Below are 16366 nucleotides of genomic sequence, written 5' to 3'. Positions count from 1 at the left end.
GCGAAAAACGCGCATCGCCTGCGCGCTTGCCCTATCCTCTTCTCGTAACGATAAACGACGACAAACCGGCGCTTGCCCGTACGGCCAGCGCGTGTCCGACCGACGAGGAGTGCCTGTGACCGTACGCAATCTCGATGCGGTATTCCAGCCCAAATCCGTGGCCGTGATCGGCGCTTCGCAGCGCCCCGGCAGCATCGGCAGCATGGTGTGGCGGCGGCTGATCGAAGGCGGCTTCACGAGCCCGCTGTGGGCCGTCAATCCGCGCCATGCGGGCGATTTCGAAGCCTTCGACGGCCGCCCCGTGCTTGCCGACGCAGGCGATCTGCCCGAAGCGCCCGGCGTCGCCATCATTTGCACGCGGCCCGCCACGTGGCCCGCGCTCGTGCATCGCCTCGGCGGCATGGGCACGCGCGCGGCGATCATCGTCGGCGAGGTGCGCGACGAGGCCGATCAGGCCGACCTGCGCCACGCGCTGGCGGCGGCGCGCCCGCATCTGCTGCGCATCGTCGGCCCCGGCAGTCTCGGCGCGCTCACGCCCGCGCTCAACGCGCAACTGGGCGCGGCGGCATCGATTGCGCGCAAGGGCGGCGTGGCGTGGGTTTCGCAGTCCAACGCACTCACCAACGCCGTGCTGCGCTGGGCCGCGCCGCGCGGCCTCGGCTTCTCGCACGTGATCGCGCTCGGCGACGAAGCCGACGTCGATGTGGGCGACGTGCTCGACTATCTCGCGAGCGACCCGGGCACGCGCGCCATCCTGCTCGAAGTGGACACGATCCGCGCGGCGCGCAAGTTCATGTCGGCAGCGCGCGCGGCGGCGCGCAACAAGCCCGTGCTCGCGTTGCGCAGCGGCCGCGACGACAAGGGCGACGCGCTCTACACGGCGGCGTTCCGGCGCGCGGGCCTCGTGCGCGTCGATACGCTCGACGACCTGCTCGACGAAATCGAAACGCTTGGCGTGGGCCGCGTGGCCGCGAGCGACACGGCCACGCTCATCACGAGCGACCGCGGCGTGGCGACGCTTGCGCGCGACGCCTTCATGAAGGCCGGCGACACGCTCGCGCGCTGGGATGACGAAGCGCTTGCGGCCATCCAGGCCGCGCTGCCGCATGCGCAGACGGGCAATCCGCTCGTGCTCGGCGACACCGCGAAGCCCGAGCACTTCGGCCTCGCGCTGCAAACGCTCGCCACGCACCGCTCGAGCGGCACGGCGTTCGTCGTGCACGCGCCCACCCACAGCGCGCCCGTGGACGCGGTGGCGCGCACGCTGATCGAGCAGCAGCGCTATGCATATCGCGGCATGCTCGCCTGCTTCTTTGGCGGCGTGGACGAGAAAACGCGCGACGAGTTGCACGCGCACGGCATTCCGGTGCACACCACTCCGCGGCGTCTGGCGCGCGCGTTCGCGCGTCTCGTCGATTACCGGCTGGGCCGCGAGCTATTGATGCAGACGCCCGAAACGATGCCGGCCCAGGGGCCGGCCGCGATCGAGGCCGCGCAAGGCGAGGCGCGCGCGGCGCTGGCGGCTGGGCGCACGGAACTGAAAGGGGACGAAGCGGGCAGATTGCTGGCCCTGTTCGGGCTCGTCACGCAGGCGCAGGACGAGCCGGGCGTGAAACCGGTGGTGGACGTGACGGTGGAGTTTCGCGACGACGACAACTTCGGCCCGGTGTTCCGTTTCGCCGCGCCTTCGCCGGACGATTTTTCCCCGCCGCTGCGTGTGTATAGCCTGCCGCCGCTCAATCCCGTGCTCTCGCGCGACATCGTCGCTCACTCGCCGTATGCGCGCTACGCGGCGCCCGAGCCGACGCTCGCGGCGCTCACCGAGCTGTCGCAGTTCGTGTGCGAGGTGCGGGAGGTCGTGGGCTTGCGTTTGACGCTGCGCGTGCTGCCCGAGGCGGTCGTGGTTGTCGCGCCCTGCCTGCAGCTCGCGGAAAAGCGCAGCCGTTTCGCGATCATGCCGTATCCGCGGCGGCTCGAAGAAACGCTCGACTGGCACGGCGAGCGCCTCACGATCCGGCCGATCCGTCCCGAAGACGAGGCCATGCACCGCACGTTCGTCGAATCGATGACGCCCGACGATTTGCGCTTGCGCTTCTTTTCGGCGGTGCGCAGCTTCGATCACTCGCAGCTCGCGCGCATGACGCAGATCGACTACGACCGCGAGATGGCGCTCATCGCGCTCGTGCAGGGAGAAGACGGCCAGCCGCGCACGCTGGGTGTGGTGCGCGCGGTGGCCGACCCGGACAACGAGACCGCCGAATTCGCGGTCGCGATCCTGTCCAATCTGAAGCGCGGCGGCCTTGGCCGCCTGCTGATGGCGCGCATCATCGAGTACGTGCGCTCGCGCGGCACGCACTGGCTGCTCGGCGAGGCGCTGCGCGAGAACGCGCCGATGATCGGCCTCGCGCGCGCCTGCGGCTTCACCGTCACGCCCACGGAAGACCCGGGCGTGGTCGGTTTTCGCATGCCGCTCGACTAAAGCGGCAGCGTCAGGCGGCCAGCTTCGCGAGCGCGTCGTCGATCTGGCCGCGCGTGAGCGCGAGCTCTTCGAGCCAGGCTTCGCCGTACTGCGCGCCGGTTTCCTTCTCCAGCCGCGCGATGGTCGCGGCGCAGCGCGCGGCGTCCTTGGGCGTGGCGATGAACGCCTTGACCGACTGGCCGCCCTGGAAGGCCTCGAACAGCGGCGTGCGGATGTCGTCGGGCAGCGCGCGCGTGGTCCACTGATGCGTCTTGCCGTTGAACGTGAGCGAAGGCGGCAGCACGCGCTCCTTGCGCGTGGCCGGAATCAGGCCGAAATTGCGCGCGGCTTCGGCGATCTGCTCGGCCGTGAAAAGCTCCTCGGGAGCGATCTCGAATTGCGCGATGGCGGTTTCGACGGTCTTCATCGCGTCGGCGCGGTCGTCGCGCTTTTTCTGCGCGCGCGCGACGATGTCGCGCAGCTCGTCGGCTTCTTCGGGCGTGATCGTGAAGCTCGCCTGTTTCTGCTGAAGCTCGGAAAAGCGCTGGAATTCTTGATCGGTCAGGAGTTTCGCCATGGGTTTTCGAATGCGCGGCCGCCTTGCAAGGCGCACAGGTTTTTTGAGAGGGCCGCCATTCTAACCGTTTTGCGTGGCGGCCTTCCATTTGCGCGGAACGGGCAGGCATGCTCGCGCGGCGCACATGTAGGACGTGTCCGATTTCATCATGCGATGGCGCTCCCTATCATCGCCGGATGAACTCATCGCGCCCCTCATCTCAAGCCGATTCGCGTCCGGAGGCTTTGCTTCAACGCGGCATCGGGCACCTGAACGACGAAAAATACAGCTTCGCCGAAGCGCTGTTTCGCGAGATCCTCGCGCAGGACCCGCATCATGCCGAAGCGCTCCATCAACTCGGCGTGACGCTCGCGCGGCAATCGCAGTTCGAGGCAGCCGAACACTGGCTGCGCGCGTCGCTTGCCCAGCGCGATAGCGGGTCGTGCCGGCGCGATCTCGCATGGACGCTGTTATGGCAGGGCCGCGACGGCGAGGCGATCGAAGCGTATCGCGCCGCGATCGGCGCGGGCGTGCGCGAGGCGCGCGTGTTCAGCAACCTTGGCAATCTGCTCAAGAAGCGCAACTCGCTGTTGCAAGCCGAGGCCTGCTACCGCGAGGCCATTGCGACGGACGCCAGCTACGCGCTCGCCTACAGCAATCTCGCGATGCTTCAGCAGGACGCCGGCCAGCTCGAAGCCGCCGAGGCAAACCTCAAGCAAGCGCTCACGCTCGCGCCGAACTCGCCGCATCTCTGGCAGTGCTATGGCGGTTTGCTGGAGCGTCTGAACCGCATCGACGAAGCCGATGAAGCGTATTGCCGGGGCGGGCGCTGGGAGGCCGCGCAATTCGTGCGCCGCCGCGAGGCGCACTGGCAGCAGCTCGCCGAGATCGACGCGGCGGCGCTCGCCATGGTGTCGGCGGGCGCGGCGGACAACCTTACGCCGTGGTGCCTGCTCGGCATTCCGGCGCTCACGCCGCAGTTGCATCGCGAAGCGGGGTTGCGCTTCGCGCAGAGCCGCTGGCGCGGGGAACTGGCCGCGGCGCCGCTCGTGGCGCGCGGCGCGGGGCTCGCCGCCGCGCTTGCACGCTGCAAAGCGGGCGAGCGGTTGCGCATCGGCTATCTCTCGGCCGACTTTTACGACCACGCCACGCTGCGCTTGCTGGCGGGCGTGCTCGAACTGCACGACGCCACGCGCTTTGACGTTCATCTGTACTCGTACGGGCCCGACCCCGACGCCATCACGCGTGCGCGCTTCGCGCATGTGCCGGGCACGTGGCACGACATCGGCGCGCTGTCCGACGCCCAGGGCGCCGCCCAGATCGCGCGCGACGGCATTCACCTGCTCGTCGACCTGAAAGGCTATACAACGGGCGCGCGGCTTGGCATCACGGCGCTGCGGCCCGCGCCCGTGATCGTGAGCTGGCTGGGCTATCCCGGGTCGCTCGGCCACGCGCGGCTGGCCGACTACCTTATCTCCGACGCCATCGTCACGCCGCCTGCCTCAGCCTCGCACTACAGCGAGACGCTGGCGCTGATGCCACATTGCTACCAGCCTGTCGATCACCGCCGCGAGAGCGCGCCGCCGCCCTCGCGCGTGCAAGCGGACTTGCCCGAAACGGGTTTCGTGTTTTGCAGCTTCAACCAGACCTTCAAGTTCAACGCGCCGATGTCGGCGTTGTGGGCGCGGCTGCTCAAGGCCACGCCCGGCAGCGTGCTCTGGCTGCTCGACCCGGGCTCGGTGCGCGCGAAAGCGAACCTGCGCAGCTTCTACGAAACGCAAGGCGTCGATCCCGCTCGCGTGATCTTCGCGCCGCGCGTGTCGCAGCAAGCGCACCTCGCGCGCCTGTCACTCGCGGACCTCGCGCTCGACACGCTGCCAGTGGGCTCGCATACCACGGGCAGCGACGCGCTCTGGGCCGGCGTGCCGATGGTGACGGCGCCGGGCACGTTGTTCGCGGGCCGCGTGGGTATGAGTCTGCTGCACACGGTGGGCCTCTCCGAACTCGTCGCGCACGATCTCGACGCGTACTTCCAGATCGCGCTCGGCTTTGCCACCGACGCGGCCTGGCGCGCGAGGGTGCGCGAAAAGCTCGCGGCCGCGCGTAGCACGTCGCCGTTGTTCGACACGGCGCGATTCACGCGCGATCTCGAGCGTCTCTACATGGCGATTGCGCACCGCGAGGCGCAAGGCGTAATGGAGGAAACGGGCGGTCGTACGCCCGTGGTCGTGCAGTAGACGAGGCATGCGCCAGCATGAGCCCGCGCCCGGTGGGCAACACGCAGCACTGAACCTTACGCCGCGCCGTCCTCGCGAAACATCGACAAGGTTTGCACGGTTGCGCTCAGCATCTGCGTGGCCTCGTCGAGCGAGGGCGCGACATAGTCGTCGATGCGCTTGAGGAACGGGCAGGTCAGCGCCGCGATCGCCTGACCCGAAGGTCCGAGCACCGGAAACGTCACGTCCGTCACACCGAAAATTTGCTGGCTGTCCTTGCGCGAGAAGCCCACCTCGCGCACCTGCTCACATGCGGTTTCCAGCGCCGCGTGATCGATCGCCACCTCGCCCTTCACCTTCGTATGCTCCGCGAGCATGTGCGCGCGCTGCTCCGGTGTTTGCCACGCGAGCAGCGTGCGGCCCGAACTCGTGTCGACGAGGCCCACGCGCGAACCCAGCCGCACGGCAATGCCCCACGTGCCCGGCCCGTCCACCTGTGCGATCACCAGCAGGTTGCCGCGGTCGTACACGGTGAGGTGGCAGGACTGCTCGGCTTCGTCGGCGAAGCGCTGCATGAGCGGCAGCGCTTCGGAAATCAGGCGCTCCATGGGCGGGTGGCGGTGCGCGAGCGCAAAGAGCTTCAGGCTCAGCGCATAGCGGTCGCCGCCTTCCGAGCGGATCACGTACTGGCGCGCCACCAGCCGCTCGAGCATGCGGTAGATCTCGCTCGCGTTGCGGCCTAGCGCCTTCGTGATCTCGGCGCGCGTCAAGCCGGCTCGTTGCTCCGCGAGCAGTTCGAGGATGTCGAGCCCTTTGTCCAGCGCGGGCGCGCGATAGCGATCGGCGTCGTCTTTCCCTTCGGCTTCTTCGGGCACGTTGTCCATCTGGCTTTTTTTCGCGTTCTTTTCCATCTGATCGTCCCCAGGGAAATCACGGACCCATGCTGCACTGCACATCGCTTGACCTTGTGATGTGCGTATATGAATAATACGTTCACTGGTGAATAAGCGCCAGCGTCGTCAGGTAGGGAAGAGGCAGTTGCAACGGGTCGCCGGCGCTTCGAGCATTCCACGTGGGCGCGGCGAACACATGTCATTCAACAAACGAGAGTCGGTCGCGCCGGGCACTCAGTTGCCGCGATCGATCCAGAAGGAGACACACATGGCGTTCGCATCCGGGCTCTTGAAGGCCCGCCGCTCCACCGCAATTCACCACGCGCGCGGCGCCTTCGCCCGCGCCGCCACAACATCGCTTTGCATCGCCGCGGCCTGCGCTGCGGCGTTCGGCGCGTCGAGTGCGGCCAACGCCGCCGAACTCGGCAAGGTCGGCCTCGGTCTGCCGCTCCTGACTTCGCCGTTCTGGCAGTCGTACAACAACTACCTCGGTGCTTACGCGAAGCAGGACGGCATCGACGTTCTCGCGCCCGTGAACTCGAACAACGATCCCGCCCAGCAGATCACGGACATGAACAACATGATCAATCTGGGCGCGAAGGGCATCGTGGTCGGGCCGATCGATTCGGCCGCGATTAGCCGTGCGCTCGGCAATGCCGCCCAGAAAGACGTGAAAGTCGTGGCCGTGGACGTCGCGCCCACGCAAGGCAACGTTGCCATGGTCGTGCGCGCCGACAATCGCGCGTACGGCGAGCAGGCCTGCAAATACATTGGCGAACACGTGAAGTCGGGCAAGGTCGTGCAGATCATGGGCGACCTCGCCTCGGTGAACGGGCGCGACCGGTCGGAAGCGTTCCGCGCGTGCCTGAAGCACTACCCGAATCTGTCGCTGCTCGAAATCCCGGCGGCCTGGAAGGGCGACGTGGCGGCGAGCGCGCTGGACAGCCTGCTCACCGCGAATCCCGACGTGAAGGGCATCTATTTGCAGGCGGGCGGCGTGTATCTCTCGCCTACGCTGCAAACGTTGCGCCGCAAGCAATTGCTCTTTCCCGCAGGCGATTCGAAGCACATCGTGATCGTTTCCAACGACGGCATTCCGCAGGAGTTCGAAGCAATCCGCAAGGGTGAGATCGATGCAACGGTTTCGCAGCCCGCCGACCTCTACGCGAAGTACGGTCTCTACTACATCAAGGCCGCGCTGGAGGGCAAGACGTTCAAGCCGGGCAAGACCGATCACGACAGCACCATCATCCAGTTGCAGTCCGGCATTCTCGAAGACCAGTTGCCGGCGCCGCTCGTGACGAAGCAGAACGTCGACGACAAGAACCTGTGGGGCAACACCGTCAAATGAACGATCGAACCAGCGATCGGGCCGTAGCGGATAGCGTGCCGCCGTGGGGCGGCGCGGTATCCGTGGGCAGCCGCGAGGCGGCTGCGCGGGCTCTCGCGCCTGTGGTCGAGGCGAGCGGCGTGACGAAGCGTTATGGCTCCACGGCGGCGCTCGCCGACGTGAGCCTGCGCGTTGTGGCGGGCGAATCGCATGCACTGGTGGGCCGCAACGGTGCGGGCAAGTCCACGCTCGTTTCGATCCTCACCGGACTGCGCAAGCCTGACGAAGGCACGGTGCGTTTCAACGGCGAGAGCGCGCCCGCGCTCGCCGACCGCGACGCCTGGCGCGAGCGCGTGGCCTGCGTGTATCAGCACTCGACCATCATCCGCGATCTCACAGTCGCGGAGAATCTCTTCATTAATCGCCAGCCACGGCGGCGCGGCGTGATCGACTGGCCGACCATGCGCCGCGACGCGCGAGCGCTGCTCGATCACTGGCGCATCGACGTGCGCGAGGACGCGCGCGCGGGCGACCTCACGGTCGAAGCGCGCCAGCTCGTAGAGATTGCGCGGGCGCTTTCGTATGGCGCGCGTTTCATCATCCTCGACGAACCGACTGCGCAGCTCGACGGCGAGGAAATCAAGCGCCTCTTCCGGCGGATCGACGAATTGCAGCGCGAAGGCGTGACGTTCCTGTTCATCTCGCACCATTTGCAGGAGGTGTACGAGATTTGCCAGGCCGTCACGGTGTTGCGCGACGCGCGTCATATCGTGAGTGCGAGCGTGGCCGAATTGCCGCGCGAGAAGCTCATTGAAGCCATGACGGGCGAACGCGGCGGGCTGAACGTCGCCGATGCGGCCGCGCGTGCGGCGCTGCCCGCCAACGCGCCGCTCGCGCTGGAAGTACGCGGCCTCACGGGCCGCGACTATCACGACGTGTCGTTCACGCTAAGGCGCGGCGAAGTGGTAGGACTCACGGGCGCGACGAGCAGCGGTCGCACGAGCGTGGGCGAGGCGATTGCGGGACTCATGGCGCAGCGCTCGGGCGAGATCCGCGTAAAAGGCGCGCCGCTCACGCCCGGCGACGTGCCCGCTGCGCTTGCGAGCGGCATAGGTTGCGTGCCAAAGGACCGTCATCACGAAGGCCTGGTCCTCACGCAGTCGGTGGCCGAGAACGCTTCCATGACGATTGCGGGGCTGCTGGGGCGCTTTGGTTTCGCGCCGCCGGCGAAGAAGCATGCCTTTGGCAAGCGCATGATCGAGTCGCTCGGCATTGTCGCGCAAGGTCCGGACCACGTGGTTTCAGGTCTCTCGGGCGGCAACCAGCAAAAGGTGGTGATGGCGCGCGCATTGGCAAGCCATCCTGATGTTCTCGTGCTGATCGACCCCACGGCGGGTGTGGACGTGAAATCGAAGGAAGCGCTGCTCTCGGTCGTGGACCGCGTGCGCGACGAAGGCAAGGCCGTGCTGGTGGTGTCGAGCGAACTCGACGACTTGCGCACCTGCGACCGCGTGCTCGTGATGTTTCGCGGCGAAGTGGTCGCCGAGATGGCGGCCGGATGGCAGGACCACGAACTGATTGCATCGATTGAAGGAGTCGATCTCCATGAAGAATAGTGTTTCGACGCCCGCGTTCGCGACGGCGCAGTCCAATGCGGCCGCGAACGCTCGCCGTGCACGTCCGCGCATCGAACTGGCGCGCCTGCGCGATTTCGCGCTGCTGCCTGCGCTCGTGCTGTTGCTCGTGATCGGCGGCTTCGTGAGCCCGAGCTTTCTCACGCGCGCCAATCTCATCAGCGTGCTCGGCGCGTCCGCCGCGCTCGCGCTCGTGGTGCTCGCCGAATCGCTTATCGTGCTCACGGGCAAGTTCGATCTCTCGCTCGAATCGACCGTGGGCATCGCACCCGCCGTTGGCGCGATGCTCGTCATGCCGGCCGCGTCAGCTGGCTTCGGCACGCAGTGGCCTGCGTTCGTCGGGCTTGCCGCCATCGTGCTGGTGGGCGCGCTGATCGGCTTCATCAACGGCTTTCTCGTGGTGCGGCTGCGGCTGAACGCGTTCATCGTGACGCTCGCCATGCTGATCGTGCTGCGCGGCATGCTTGTGGGCGCAACGAAAGGCGGCACGCTCTTCGACATGCCTTCGTCGTTCTTCGCGCTCGCCACGACCATCGTGCTCGGCCTGCCGGTTTCTGTGTGGCTCGCCGCCGCTGCGTTCGCGCTCGCCGCGTTCATGCTGCGCTATCACCGCGTGGGCCGCGCGCTCTATGCAATCGGCGGCAATCCTGATGCAGCGCGCGCCGCCGGTATCCGCGTGGAGCGCATCACGTGGGGCGTGTTCGTGCTCGGCAGCGTGCTTGCCGCGATTGGCGGCTTGATCGTTACCGGCTACGTGGGCGCGATCAATGCGAATCAGGGCAATGGCATGATTTTCACGGTGTTCGCGGCGGCGGTGATCGGCGGCATTTCGCTCGATGGCGGCAAGGGCACGATGCTGGGCGCGCTCTCGGGCGTGCTGCTGCTCGGCGTGGTGCAGAACCTGCTCACGCTCGCCCAGGTCCCGTCGTTCTGGATTCAGGCGATTTACGGGGCAATCATCCTCGGCTCGCTGATGGTGGCGCGGCTTGCGGGCGGCGAGGCACAGAACTAAAGGCGGAGACTCTCTGTGAACAGCAATGCACCCCAAACGGACGCTCGCCTCATTCTGCTCGCCCCTGAGGACAACTGCCTGATTGCGGCGGCGCGCTTGACGCAGGGCGAGACCGTTGAGATAGAAGGCGAGCGCGTGACGCTCGCGAGGACGATCGAACTCGGTCACAAGGTGGCGCGCTACGCGCTCGCGAAAGACGAGAAGGTGCTGCGCTACGGCGCGCGCATCGGCCACGTGAACGGGCCGGTGGCGCGCGGCGAGCATCTGCACACGCATAACCTGGAAAGCGATTATCTACCGACCTATACGCACGACGCAGGGCACGAGTTCGTGCCGCACAAGTCGTGACCCCATGATGCGGCATGCGCCCGGAGCAGGATTCAAGTTATGAGCGATAGCAACGTCACACCTTCACAAGCCGCCGAACCCATGCTCGAAGGCTGGCTGCGCAACGACGGCCGCAAGGGCATTCGCAACGTGGTTGCGGTGGCCTATCTCGTGGAATGCGCACACCATGTGGCGCGCGAAATCGTCGCGCAGTTTCGCGAACCATTCGACGCTTTCGACGATCCAGACAGGCAACATGAGCCGCCTGTGCATCTCATCGGCTTTCCCGGCTGCTACCCGAACAGCTACGCCGAGAAGATGATGAAGCAGCTCACTACGCATCCGAACGTGGGTGCGGTGCTGTTCGTGTCGCTCGGCTGCGAGAGCATGAACAAGCACTACCTCGTGGAGCAGGTTCGCGCGAGCGGCCGCCCCGTAGAAGTCCTGACGATTCAGGAAAAGGGCGGCACGCGCAGCACGATCCAGTACGGCCTTGACTGGGTGCGCGGCGCACGCGCGCAACTCGCCGCGCAGAAGAAGGTGCCGATGCGTCTGGACGAACTCGTGGTCGGCACGATCTGCGGCGGCTCGGACGGCACGAGCGGTATCACCGCGAACCCGGCAGTGGGTCGCGCCTTCGATCAACTGATCGCGGCGGGGGCGGCCTGTATCTTCGAGGAAACAGGCGAGCTGGTGGGCTGCGAATACCACATGGAGAGCCGGGCGGCCAGGCCCGAACTGGGCGCGGAAATTGTGGCATGCGTGGCCAAGGCGGCGCGCTATTACTCGATTCTCGGCCACGGTTCGTTCGCCGTCGGCAACGCGGACGGCGGGCTCACCACGCAGGAAGAGAAGTCGCTCGGCGCGTACGCGAAAAGCGGCGCCTCGCCGATCGTCGGCATCGTGAAGCCTGGCGACGTGCCGCCCGAGGGCGGGCTTTATCTGCTCGACGTGGTACCGGACGGCGAGCCGCGCTTCGGCTTTCCGAATATCAGCGACAATGCGGAGATCGCGGAGCTGATCGCGTGCGGCGCGCATGTGATCCTGTTCACGACGGGGCGCGGGTCGGTGGTGGGTTCGGCGCTTGCGCCCGTCATCAAGGTGTGCGCGAACCCGCAAACCTACCGCAATCTCGCCGGCGACATGGACGTGGATGCAGGCCGCATTCTGGAAGGCCGCGCAACGCTCGACGGAGTGGGGCGCGAAGTGTTCGAGCGCACGCTGGCGGTAGCGGGCGGCGAGCGCTCGAAGTCGGAAGGGCTCGGGCACCAGGAATTTATCCTGACGTACAAGACCTTCGAGCCAGTCGGTCCCGCATGTCTGCCCGCCAGTGCGCGCGTGCCGATTGTCGAAGCCGTGAACTAAAACGTGCTTTTAAACCGTTTCGTTGTGGATACAACCATCTCCCGGAGGTGACGAGCCATGGCGCAAGAACAGCATCCCAAGGTGGCGCACACGCGCCGTATCGGACGCACGGCGCTCGAAGTGAGCGCACTGGGTCTAGGCACCGCGCCGCTCGGCGGCCTGTATCGCGACCTGACCGAGGAAGAGGCGCAGGCCACTGTCGACGCCGCGTGGCAGGCCGGCATCCGCTTTTTCGACACCGCGCCGCACTATGGCCACACCAAGGCCGAACACCGGCTGGGCGCGGCATTGCGGCGCTATTCGCGCAACGAGTACGTGATTTCCACGAAAGTGGGCCGCCACTTCGTGCCGCGCACGCATCCGTACGACGGCAGCGAGGGCTGGCAAGACCCGCTGCCCTTCGAGGCGATCTTCGACTACACGCGCGACGGCATTCTGCGATCGTTCGAGGACAGCCAGCAGCGGCTGGGCATTCCTGAGATCGACATCCTGCTCGTGCACGATATCGGCCGCTTTACGCACGGCGAGCGCAATGAGCACTACTGGCGGCAACTGAGCGACAGCGGCTTCAAGGCACTCGACGAACTGCGCAAGGCGGGTGCGATCAAGGCGATCGGCTTTGGCGTGAACGAACGCGAAGTGATACTCGAGGCCATGCAGGAATTCGATATCGACTGCGCGCTGCTCGCGGGCCGCTATACGCTGCTCGAACAGGCGCCGCTCGACGATCTGCTGCCGGAGTGCGAGAAGAAGGGCGTGAGCATTCTGCTGGGCGGTGCGTTCAATTCGGGCATTCTCGCGCATGGTCTGCTTGGCGAACTCAAGTTCAACTACGCCGATGCGCCGAAGGAAGTGGTCGAACGCGTGGCGCGGCTCGAAACGATTTGCCGGACCTACGACGCGCCACTCGCGGCCGCGGCGCTGCAGTTTCCCTATGCGCATCCGGCCGTGGCGACCGTGCTCAACGGCGCGCGCAGCCCCCAGGAAGTGCGCGAGAACGTGGCCTCGTTCGAAACGAATTTGCCCCGCGAGTTGTGGCTCGCGCTGCGCGACAAGGGTCTTCTCGATCCTCGCGCACCGCTTCCGCAGGCTTGAGCCATGGCTACGATCGAACGGATCGACGCCCATCAGCACTATTGGGACCCCGCGCGCGGCGATTACGGCTGGCTCACGCCGTCGATGACCACGCTCTATCGCGCGTTCGGCCCCGCCGATCTCGCGCCGCTGCGCGCGTCGTGCGGCGTGTCGCGCACGGTGGTCGTGCAGGCCGCGCCCACCGTCGAGGAAACGCGCTGGCTGCTCGATCTCGCGCGCAACGAGCCCTCGATTGCGGGCGTGGTGGGCTGGGTGCCGCTCGACGACCCGCACGTAGGCACGCTGATCGCCGAGCTTGCGCGTGAGCCGAAACTGTGCGGCGTGCGGCCGATGCTCCAGGACTTGCCCGACGACGACTGGATCGCAACCGCCGATACCGCGCGCGGCGTAGAAGCGCTCATCGCGCACGATCTCGCCTTCGACGCGCTCGTCTTCACGCGCCACGCGCAAGCGCTCGCCACGTTCCTCGCGCGGCATCCGGATTTGCGGGTGGTGATCGATCACGGCGCGAAACCGCCCATCGCGGCTGGCGCCGCCAGCGGCTTCGCAGCGTGGTCGCAGGCCATCACGCGCTTCGCGCAGTTCCCGCAAGTGCATTGCAAGCTCTCGGGGCTCGCGACCGAAGCCGCGCCAGGCTGGGACAACGCCACGTTGGCGCCCTGGGTCGCGCATCTGTTCGCGTCGTTCGGTCCGCAACGCCTCATGTGGGGCAGCGACTGGCCGGTGCTGAACCTCAATGGCGACTACGAACGCTGGCACGCCTGCGCGCAACAGCTCACTAAAACGTTTTCGGCGGACGAGCGCGCCGCCGTGTTTGGCAGCAACGCCGCGGCTTTCTATCGGCTGAAGACCGACCTTACGACCAACCTTGAGGCCGGTCCAGCCGGTTAGACAACGTCCGCCGAACGCCACGAGGCGCGCCTGCGTCGCCATAATGGCCGTTTGCGTCATCCCGACTTCTTTCCGCGATTTCATCGCTCGATCGCGGCATGGGGCGCTTCCTGCACTGTCGGGTATCGCCGTGCCGCGCATCCAACCGGAGTGGCAGATGGTACAAAGACTGGCCGGCAAGACGGCCTTGATCACCGCAGCGGGCCAGGGCATCGGCTACGCGGCCGCCGAATTGTTCGCACGCGAAGGCGCGCGCGTGATCGCCACGGACCTGCGCATCGACGCGCTTTCAGCGCTACCGGTCGAGGCTCGCAAGCTCGACGTGCTCGACGGCGCAGCCATCACGGCGCTCGCGCAGGAACTGGGCGCGATCGATGTGCTGTTCAACTGCGCGGGTTTCGTGCACGCGGGCTCGATACTGGAAGCAAGCGAAGAAGATTGGGACTTCGCGTTCGATCTGAACGCGAAGGCGATGTACCGGACCATCCGCGCGTTCCTGCCGGGCATGCTGGCGAAGGGCGCAGGATCGATTATTAACATGTCGTCGGCGGCGTCGAGCGTGAAGGGTGTGCCCAACCGCTTTGTGTACGGCGCCTCGAAGGCTGCCGTGATAGGGTTGACGAAGGCCGTGGCCGCGGACTTCGTGACGCGCGGCATCCGCTGCAACGCGATCTGCCCGGGCACGGTGTCGTCGCCGTCGCTCGAGGAGCGCATCGCCACGCAAGCGGCGGCGCAGGGCACGAGCGTCGAAGCCGCGCGCGCCGCGTTCGTCTCGCGCCAGCCGATGGGGCGCGTGGGCAAGCCCGAGGAAATCGCAGCGCTCGCACTCTACCTCGCCTCCGACGAATCGGGGTTCACGACCGGTCAGGCGCATGTGATCGATGGCGGATGGTCTAACTAGTTAGCTCCAAAATTCTCCCAGGCGATGCTGACCGACAGCAACGCACAGACACACGAGGAACACAGACGATGAAACTGCTTCGCTATGGCCCGAAGGGCCACGAAAAACCGGGCCTGCTCGACGCCGAAGGCCGCATTCGCGCGCTCTCGGGCAACGTGGCCGACATTGCGGGCGATGTGCTCTCCGACGCCGGCCTCGCGCAACTGCGCACGATCGACCCGGAAACGCTGCCGCTCGTCGAAGGCAATCCGCGCATCGGGCCCTGCGTGGGCCATATCGGCAAGATGGTGTGCATCGGCCTGAACTATGCCGACCACGCGGCCGAATCGGGCATGCCGGTGCCGAGCGAGCCGGTCGTCTTCAACAAGTGGACGAGCGCTATCGTCGGCCCGAACGACGACATCGAGATCCCGCGCGGCTCGAAGAAGACCGACTGGGAAGTGGAACTGGGCGTGGTGATCGGCAAGCACGCGAAGAACGTGAGCGAGGCCGATGCGCTCAACTACGTGGCGGGCTACTGCGTGATCAACGACGTGTCCGAGCGCGAATGGCAGATCGAGCGCGGCGGCCAGTGGGACAAGGGCAAGGGCTTCGACACCTTCGGCCCGACCGGCCCGTGGCTCGTTACGCGCGACGAAGTGGCCGATCCGCAGAATCTCTCGATGTGGCTCGAGGTGGACGGCCATCGCTACCAGAACGGCAGCACGCGCACGATGATCTTCTCGGTCGCGAAGCTCGTTTCGTACCTCTCGGAGTGCATGAGCCTGCAGCCGGGCGACGTGATCTCCACCGGCACGCCGCCGGGCGTGGGCATGGGCGTGAAGCCGAACCCCGTGTTCCTGAAGGCGGGGCAGACCGTGCGTCTGGGCATCGAGGGCCTCGGCGAACAGCAGCAGAAAACGCGCGCGGCTGAGTAAGCGCCGTAAGCGCGGCTGAAGCACGAAAAAGCGCGCGAGGGGAGGCGGGGCAGACCCGCTTCCCCTCGCGCGCTTCGTTTTGCGGCGCAGGCCCTGGTTCGTCTAACTTTTCTCTTCCGAGCCATTGCCTTCCGGCAGCCGGTTCACCGTCCCCTGCGCGAGCGCCACGAGCTTTTCGTCGCCGTTTTCCATCACGTAGATGCTGCACTGGCAGGTGGCCTGGTATCGCCCCGCGTGCACCACGCGCGCGCGCGCCATCAGCGTGCCCTTGAGTGCCGGGCGCAGATAGTTGATCTTGTATTCCCCCGTCACCACCCGCGGCCCGAGCGCCAGCGCTCCGGCGAAGGTCAGCGCGTTGTCGGCGAGATAGCTGATCACCCCGCCATGCACGAAGCCGTGTTGCTGCTTGAGCTCGTCGCGCACCGGCAGCCGCAGGGTCAGCTCGTCGGCTCCCACGTGCGTCAGTTCGGTTCCGAGCAGCACGCTGAACGGTTGGGCATGCAAAGCGCCGCGTGCGCGATCCACAAGATCTGTCATCGTGGCATTCCCTGGGTCTATCCCCGTGTGGTTTCCTAACCACTCTAGGAAGCATCGGCGTCGAGTCAAGGTGAATCGAATCGAGGCGGCATTTTATTGTTGCGAAAAATGCTGGGAATGATCGTGCAACCATTGCTGAAATGATTCGTTGCGCATTTTGGGCCGTTTTTTCACGGTTTAGGGCTCAAAAATGGCCTTTGCGTGGCCGTAAACGCAGTGCGGGCCCGGGCGATC

14 protein-coding genes are annotated in these 16366 nt (G+C 66.5%); 11 read left to right on the top strand and 3 right to left on the bottom strand.

Going from position 1 to position 16366, the window contains the following annotated elements; translation table 11 throughout:
* Positions 1 to 115 precede the first annotated feature (115 nt).
* Positions 116 to 2479: a GNAT family N-acetyltransferase gene (locus U5A58_RS29530; RefSeq protein WP_321964058.1), complete on the top strand. Its 2364-nt coding sequence runs from the start codon at positions 116 to 118 to the stop codon at positions 2477 to 2479.
* A gap of 10 nt (positions 2480 to 2489) precedes the next feature.
* Here the strand turns inward: U5A58_RS29530 and U5A58_RS29525 are convergent, their stop codons facing one another.
* Positions 2490 to 3035, bottom strand: a complete 546-nt coding sequence (locus U5A58_RS29525; protein WP_321964057.1) for a hypothetical protein — start codon at positions 3033 to 3035, stop codon at positions 2490 to 2492.
* 224 nt (positions 3036 to 3259) lie between these two features.
* Between U5A58_RS29525 and U5A58_RS29520 the strand changes: the two genes are divergently transcribed.
* Complete coding sequence (locus tag U5A58_RS29520) at positions 3260 to 5251, top strand: tetratricopeptide repeat protein (RefSeq protein WP_321964056.1); 1992 nt, start codon at positions 3260 to 3262, stop codon at positions 5249 to 5251.
* A 56-nt stretch (positions 5252 to 5307) separates the two neighbouring features.
* On the opposite strand, the gene U5A58_RS29515 is transcribed toward U5A58_RS29520, so the two are convergent.
* The gene (locus U5A58_RS29515; protein WP_321964055.1) at positions 5308 to 6141 is read right to left on the bottom strand and encodes an IclR family transcriptional regulator; all 834 of its coding nucleotides are present in this window, start codon (positions 6139 to 6141) and stop codon (positions 5308 to 5310) included.
* A 250-nt stretch (positions 6142 to 6391) separates the two neighbouring features.
* Between U5A58_RS29515 and U5A58_RS29510 the strand changes: the two genes are divergently transcribed.
* From U5A58_RS29510 to U5A58_RS29470, 9 genes are all read left to right on the top strand, one after another.
* Entirely contained in the window at positions 6392 to 7474 is a 1083-nt protein-coding gene (locus U5A58_RS29510; RefSeq protein ID WP_321964054.1) for a sugar ABC transporter substrate-binding protein, read from the top strand.
* Positions 7471 to 9069: a sugar ABC transporter ATP-binding protein gene (locus tag U5A58_RS29505; protein ID WP_321964053.1), complete on the top strand. Its 1599-nt coding sequence runs from the start codon at positions 7471 to 7473 to the stop codon at positions 9067 to 9069. Before U5A58_RS29510 ends, U5A58_RS29505 begins: the two co-directional genes overlap by 4 nt.
* Positions 9059 to 10099, top strand: coding sequence for an ABC transporter permease (locus U5A58_RS29500; protein WP_321964052.1), 1041 nt, complete (start codon positions 9059 to 9061; stop codon positions 10097 to 10099). The genes U5A58_RS29505 and U5A58_RS29500 overlap by 11 nt, the downstream gene beginning before the upstream one ends.
* 15 nt (positions 10100 to 10114) lie before the next feature.
* Positions 10115 to 10447 (top strand): UxaA family hydrolase, encoded by a 333-nt coding sequence (locus U5A58_RS29495; protein WP_321964051.1) that lies wholly within the window; start codon positions 10115 to 10117, stop codon positions 10445 to 10447.
* A gap of 39 nt (positions 10448 to 10486) precedes the next feature.
* Positions 10487 to 11791, top strand: a complete 1305-nt coding sequence (locus U5A58_RS29490; protein ID WP_321964050.1) for a UxaA family hydrolase — start codon at positions 10487 to 10489, stop codon at positions 11789 to 11791.
* Positions 11792 to 11848: 57 nt separating this feature from the next.
* Entirely contained in the window at positions 11849 to 12886 is a 1038-nt protein-coding gene (locus U5A58_RS29485; protein ID WP_321964049.1) for an aldo/keto reductase, read from the top strand.
* 3 nt (positions 12887 to 12889) lie between these two features.
* Positions 12890 to 13777 (top strand): amidohydrolase family protein, encoded by an 888-nt coding sequence (locus tag U5A58_RS29480; protein WP_321964047.1) that lies wholly within the window; start codon positions 12890 to 12892, stop codon positions 13775 to 13777.
* Positions 13778 to 13934: 157 nt separating this feature from the next.
* Positions 13935 to 14678: an SDR family oxidoreductase gene (locus U5A58_RS29475; RefSeq protein WP_321914354.1), complete on the top strand. Its 744-nt coding sequence runs from the start codon at positions 13935 to 13937 to the stop codon at positions 14676 to 14678.
* Between the two features lie 68 nt (positions 14679 to 14746).
* Positions 14747 to 15595: an ureidoglycolate lyase gene (locus U5A58_RS29470; protein WP_321914353.1), complete on the top strand. Its 849-nt coding sequence runs from the start codon at positions 14747 to 14749 to the stop codon at positions 15593 to 15595.
* 102 nt (positions 15596 to 15697) lie between these two features.
* On the opposite strand, the gene U5A58_RS29465 is transcribed toward U5A58_RS29470, so the two are convergent.
* Entirely contained in the window at positions 15698 to 16132 is a 435-nt protein-coding gene (locus tag U5A58_RS29465) for a PaaI family thioesterase (protein ID WP_321964046.1), read from the bottom strand.
* Positions 16133 to 16366 lie beyond the last annotated feature (234 nt).

Source organism: Paraburkholderia sp. J7, assembly GCF_905220155.1.
In the GTDB taxonomy this organism is placed as follows: Bacteria; Pseudomonadota; Gammaproteobacteria; order Burkholderiales; family Burkholderiaceae; genus Paraburkholderia.
Note: the sequence above shows the minus strand (reverse complement) of the source record. Positions and strands in the feature narration are given on the sequence as shown.

Excerpts from the sequence above, each read along its gene's own strand:
- U5A58_RS29525 (WP_321964057.1), bottom strand. The coding sequence starts at position 3,035 with ATGGCGAAACTCCTGACCGATCAAGAATTCCAGCGCTTTTCCGAGCTT.
- U5A58_RS29515 (WP_321964055.1), bottom strand. The coding sequence starts at position 6,141 with ATGGAAAAGAACGCGAAAAAAAGCCAGATGGACAACGTGCCCGAAGAA.
- U5A58_RS29510 (WP_321964054.1), top strand. The coding sequence starts at position 6,392 with ATGGCGTTCGCATCCGGGCTCTTGAAGGCCCGCCGCTCCACCGCAATT.
- U5A58_RS29505 (WP_321964053.1), top strand. The coding sequence starts at position 7,471 with ATGAACGATCGAACCAGCGATCGGGCCGTAGCGGATAGCGTGCCGCCG.
- U5A58_RS29500 (WP_321964052.1), top strand. The coding sequence starts at position 9,059 with ATGAAGAATAGTGTTTCGACGCCCGCGTTCGCGACGGCGCAGTCCAAT.
- U5A58_RS29490 (WP_321964050.1), top strand. The coding sequence starts at position 10,487 with ATGAGCGATAGCAACGTCACACCTTCACAAGCCGCCGAACCCATGCTC.
- U5A58_RS29485 (WP_321964049.1), top strand. The coding sequence starts at position 11,849 with ATGGCGCAAGAACAGCATCCCAAGGTGGCGCACACGCGCCGTATCGGA.
- U5A58_RS29480 (WP_321964047.1), top strand. The coding sequence starts at position 12,890 with ATGGCTACGATCGAACGGATCGACGCCCATCAGCACTATTGGGACCCC.
- U5A58_RS29475 (WP_321914354.1), top strand. The coding sequence starts at position 13,935 with ATGGTACAAAGACTGGCCGGCAAGACGGCCTTGATCACCGCAGCGGGC.
- U5A58_RS29470 (WP_321914353.1), top strand. The coding sequence starts at position 14,747 with ATGAAACTGCTTCGCTATGGCCCGAAGGGCCACGAAAAACCGGGCCTG.
- U5A58_RS29465 (WP_321964046.1), bottom strand. The coding sequence starts at position 16,132 with ATGACAGATCTTGTGGATCGCGCACGCGGCGCTTTGCATGCCCAACCG.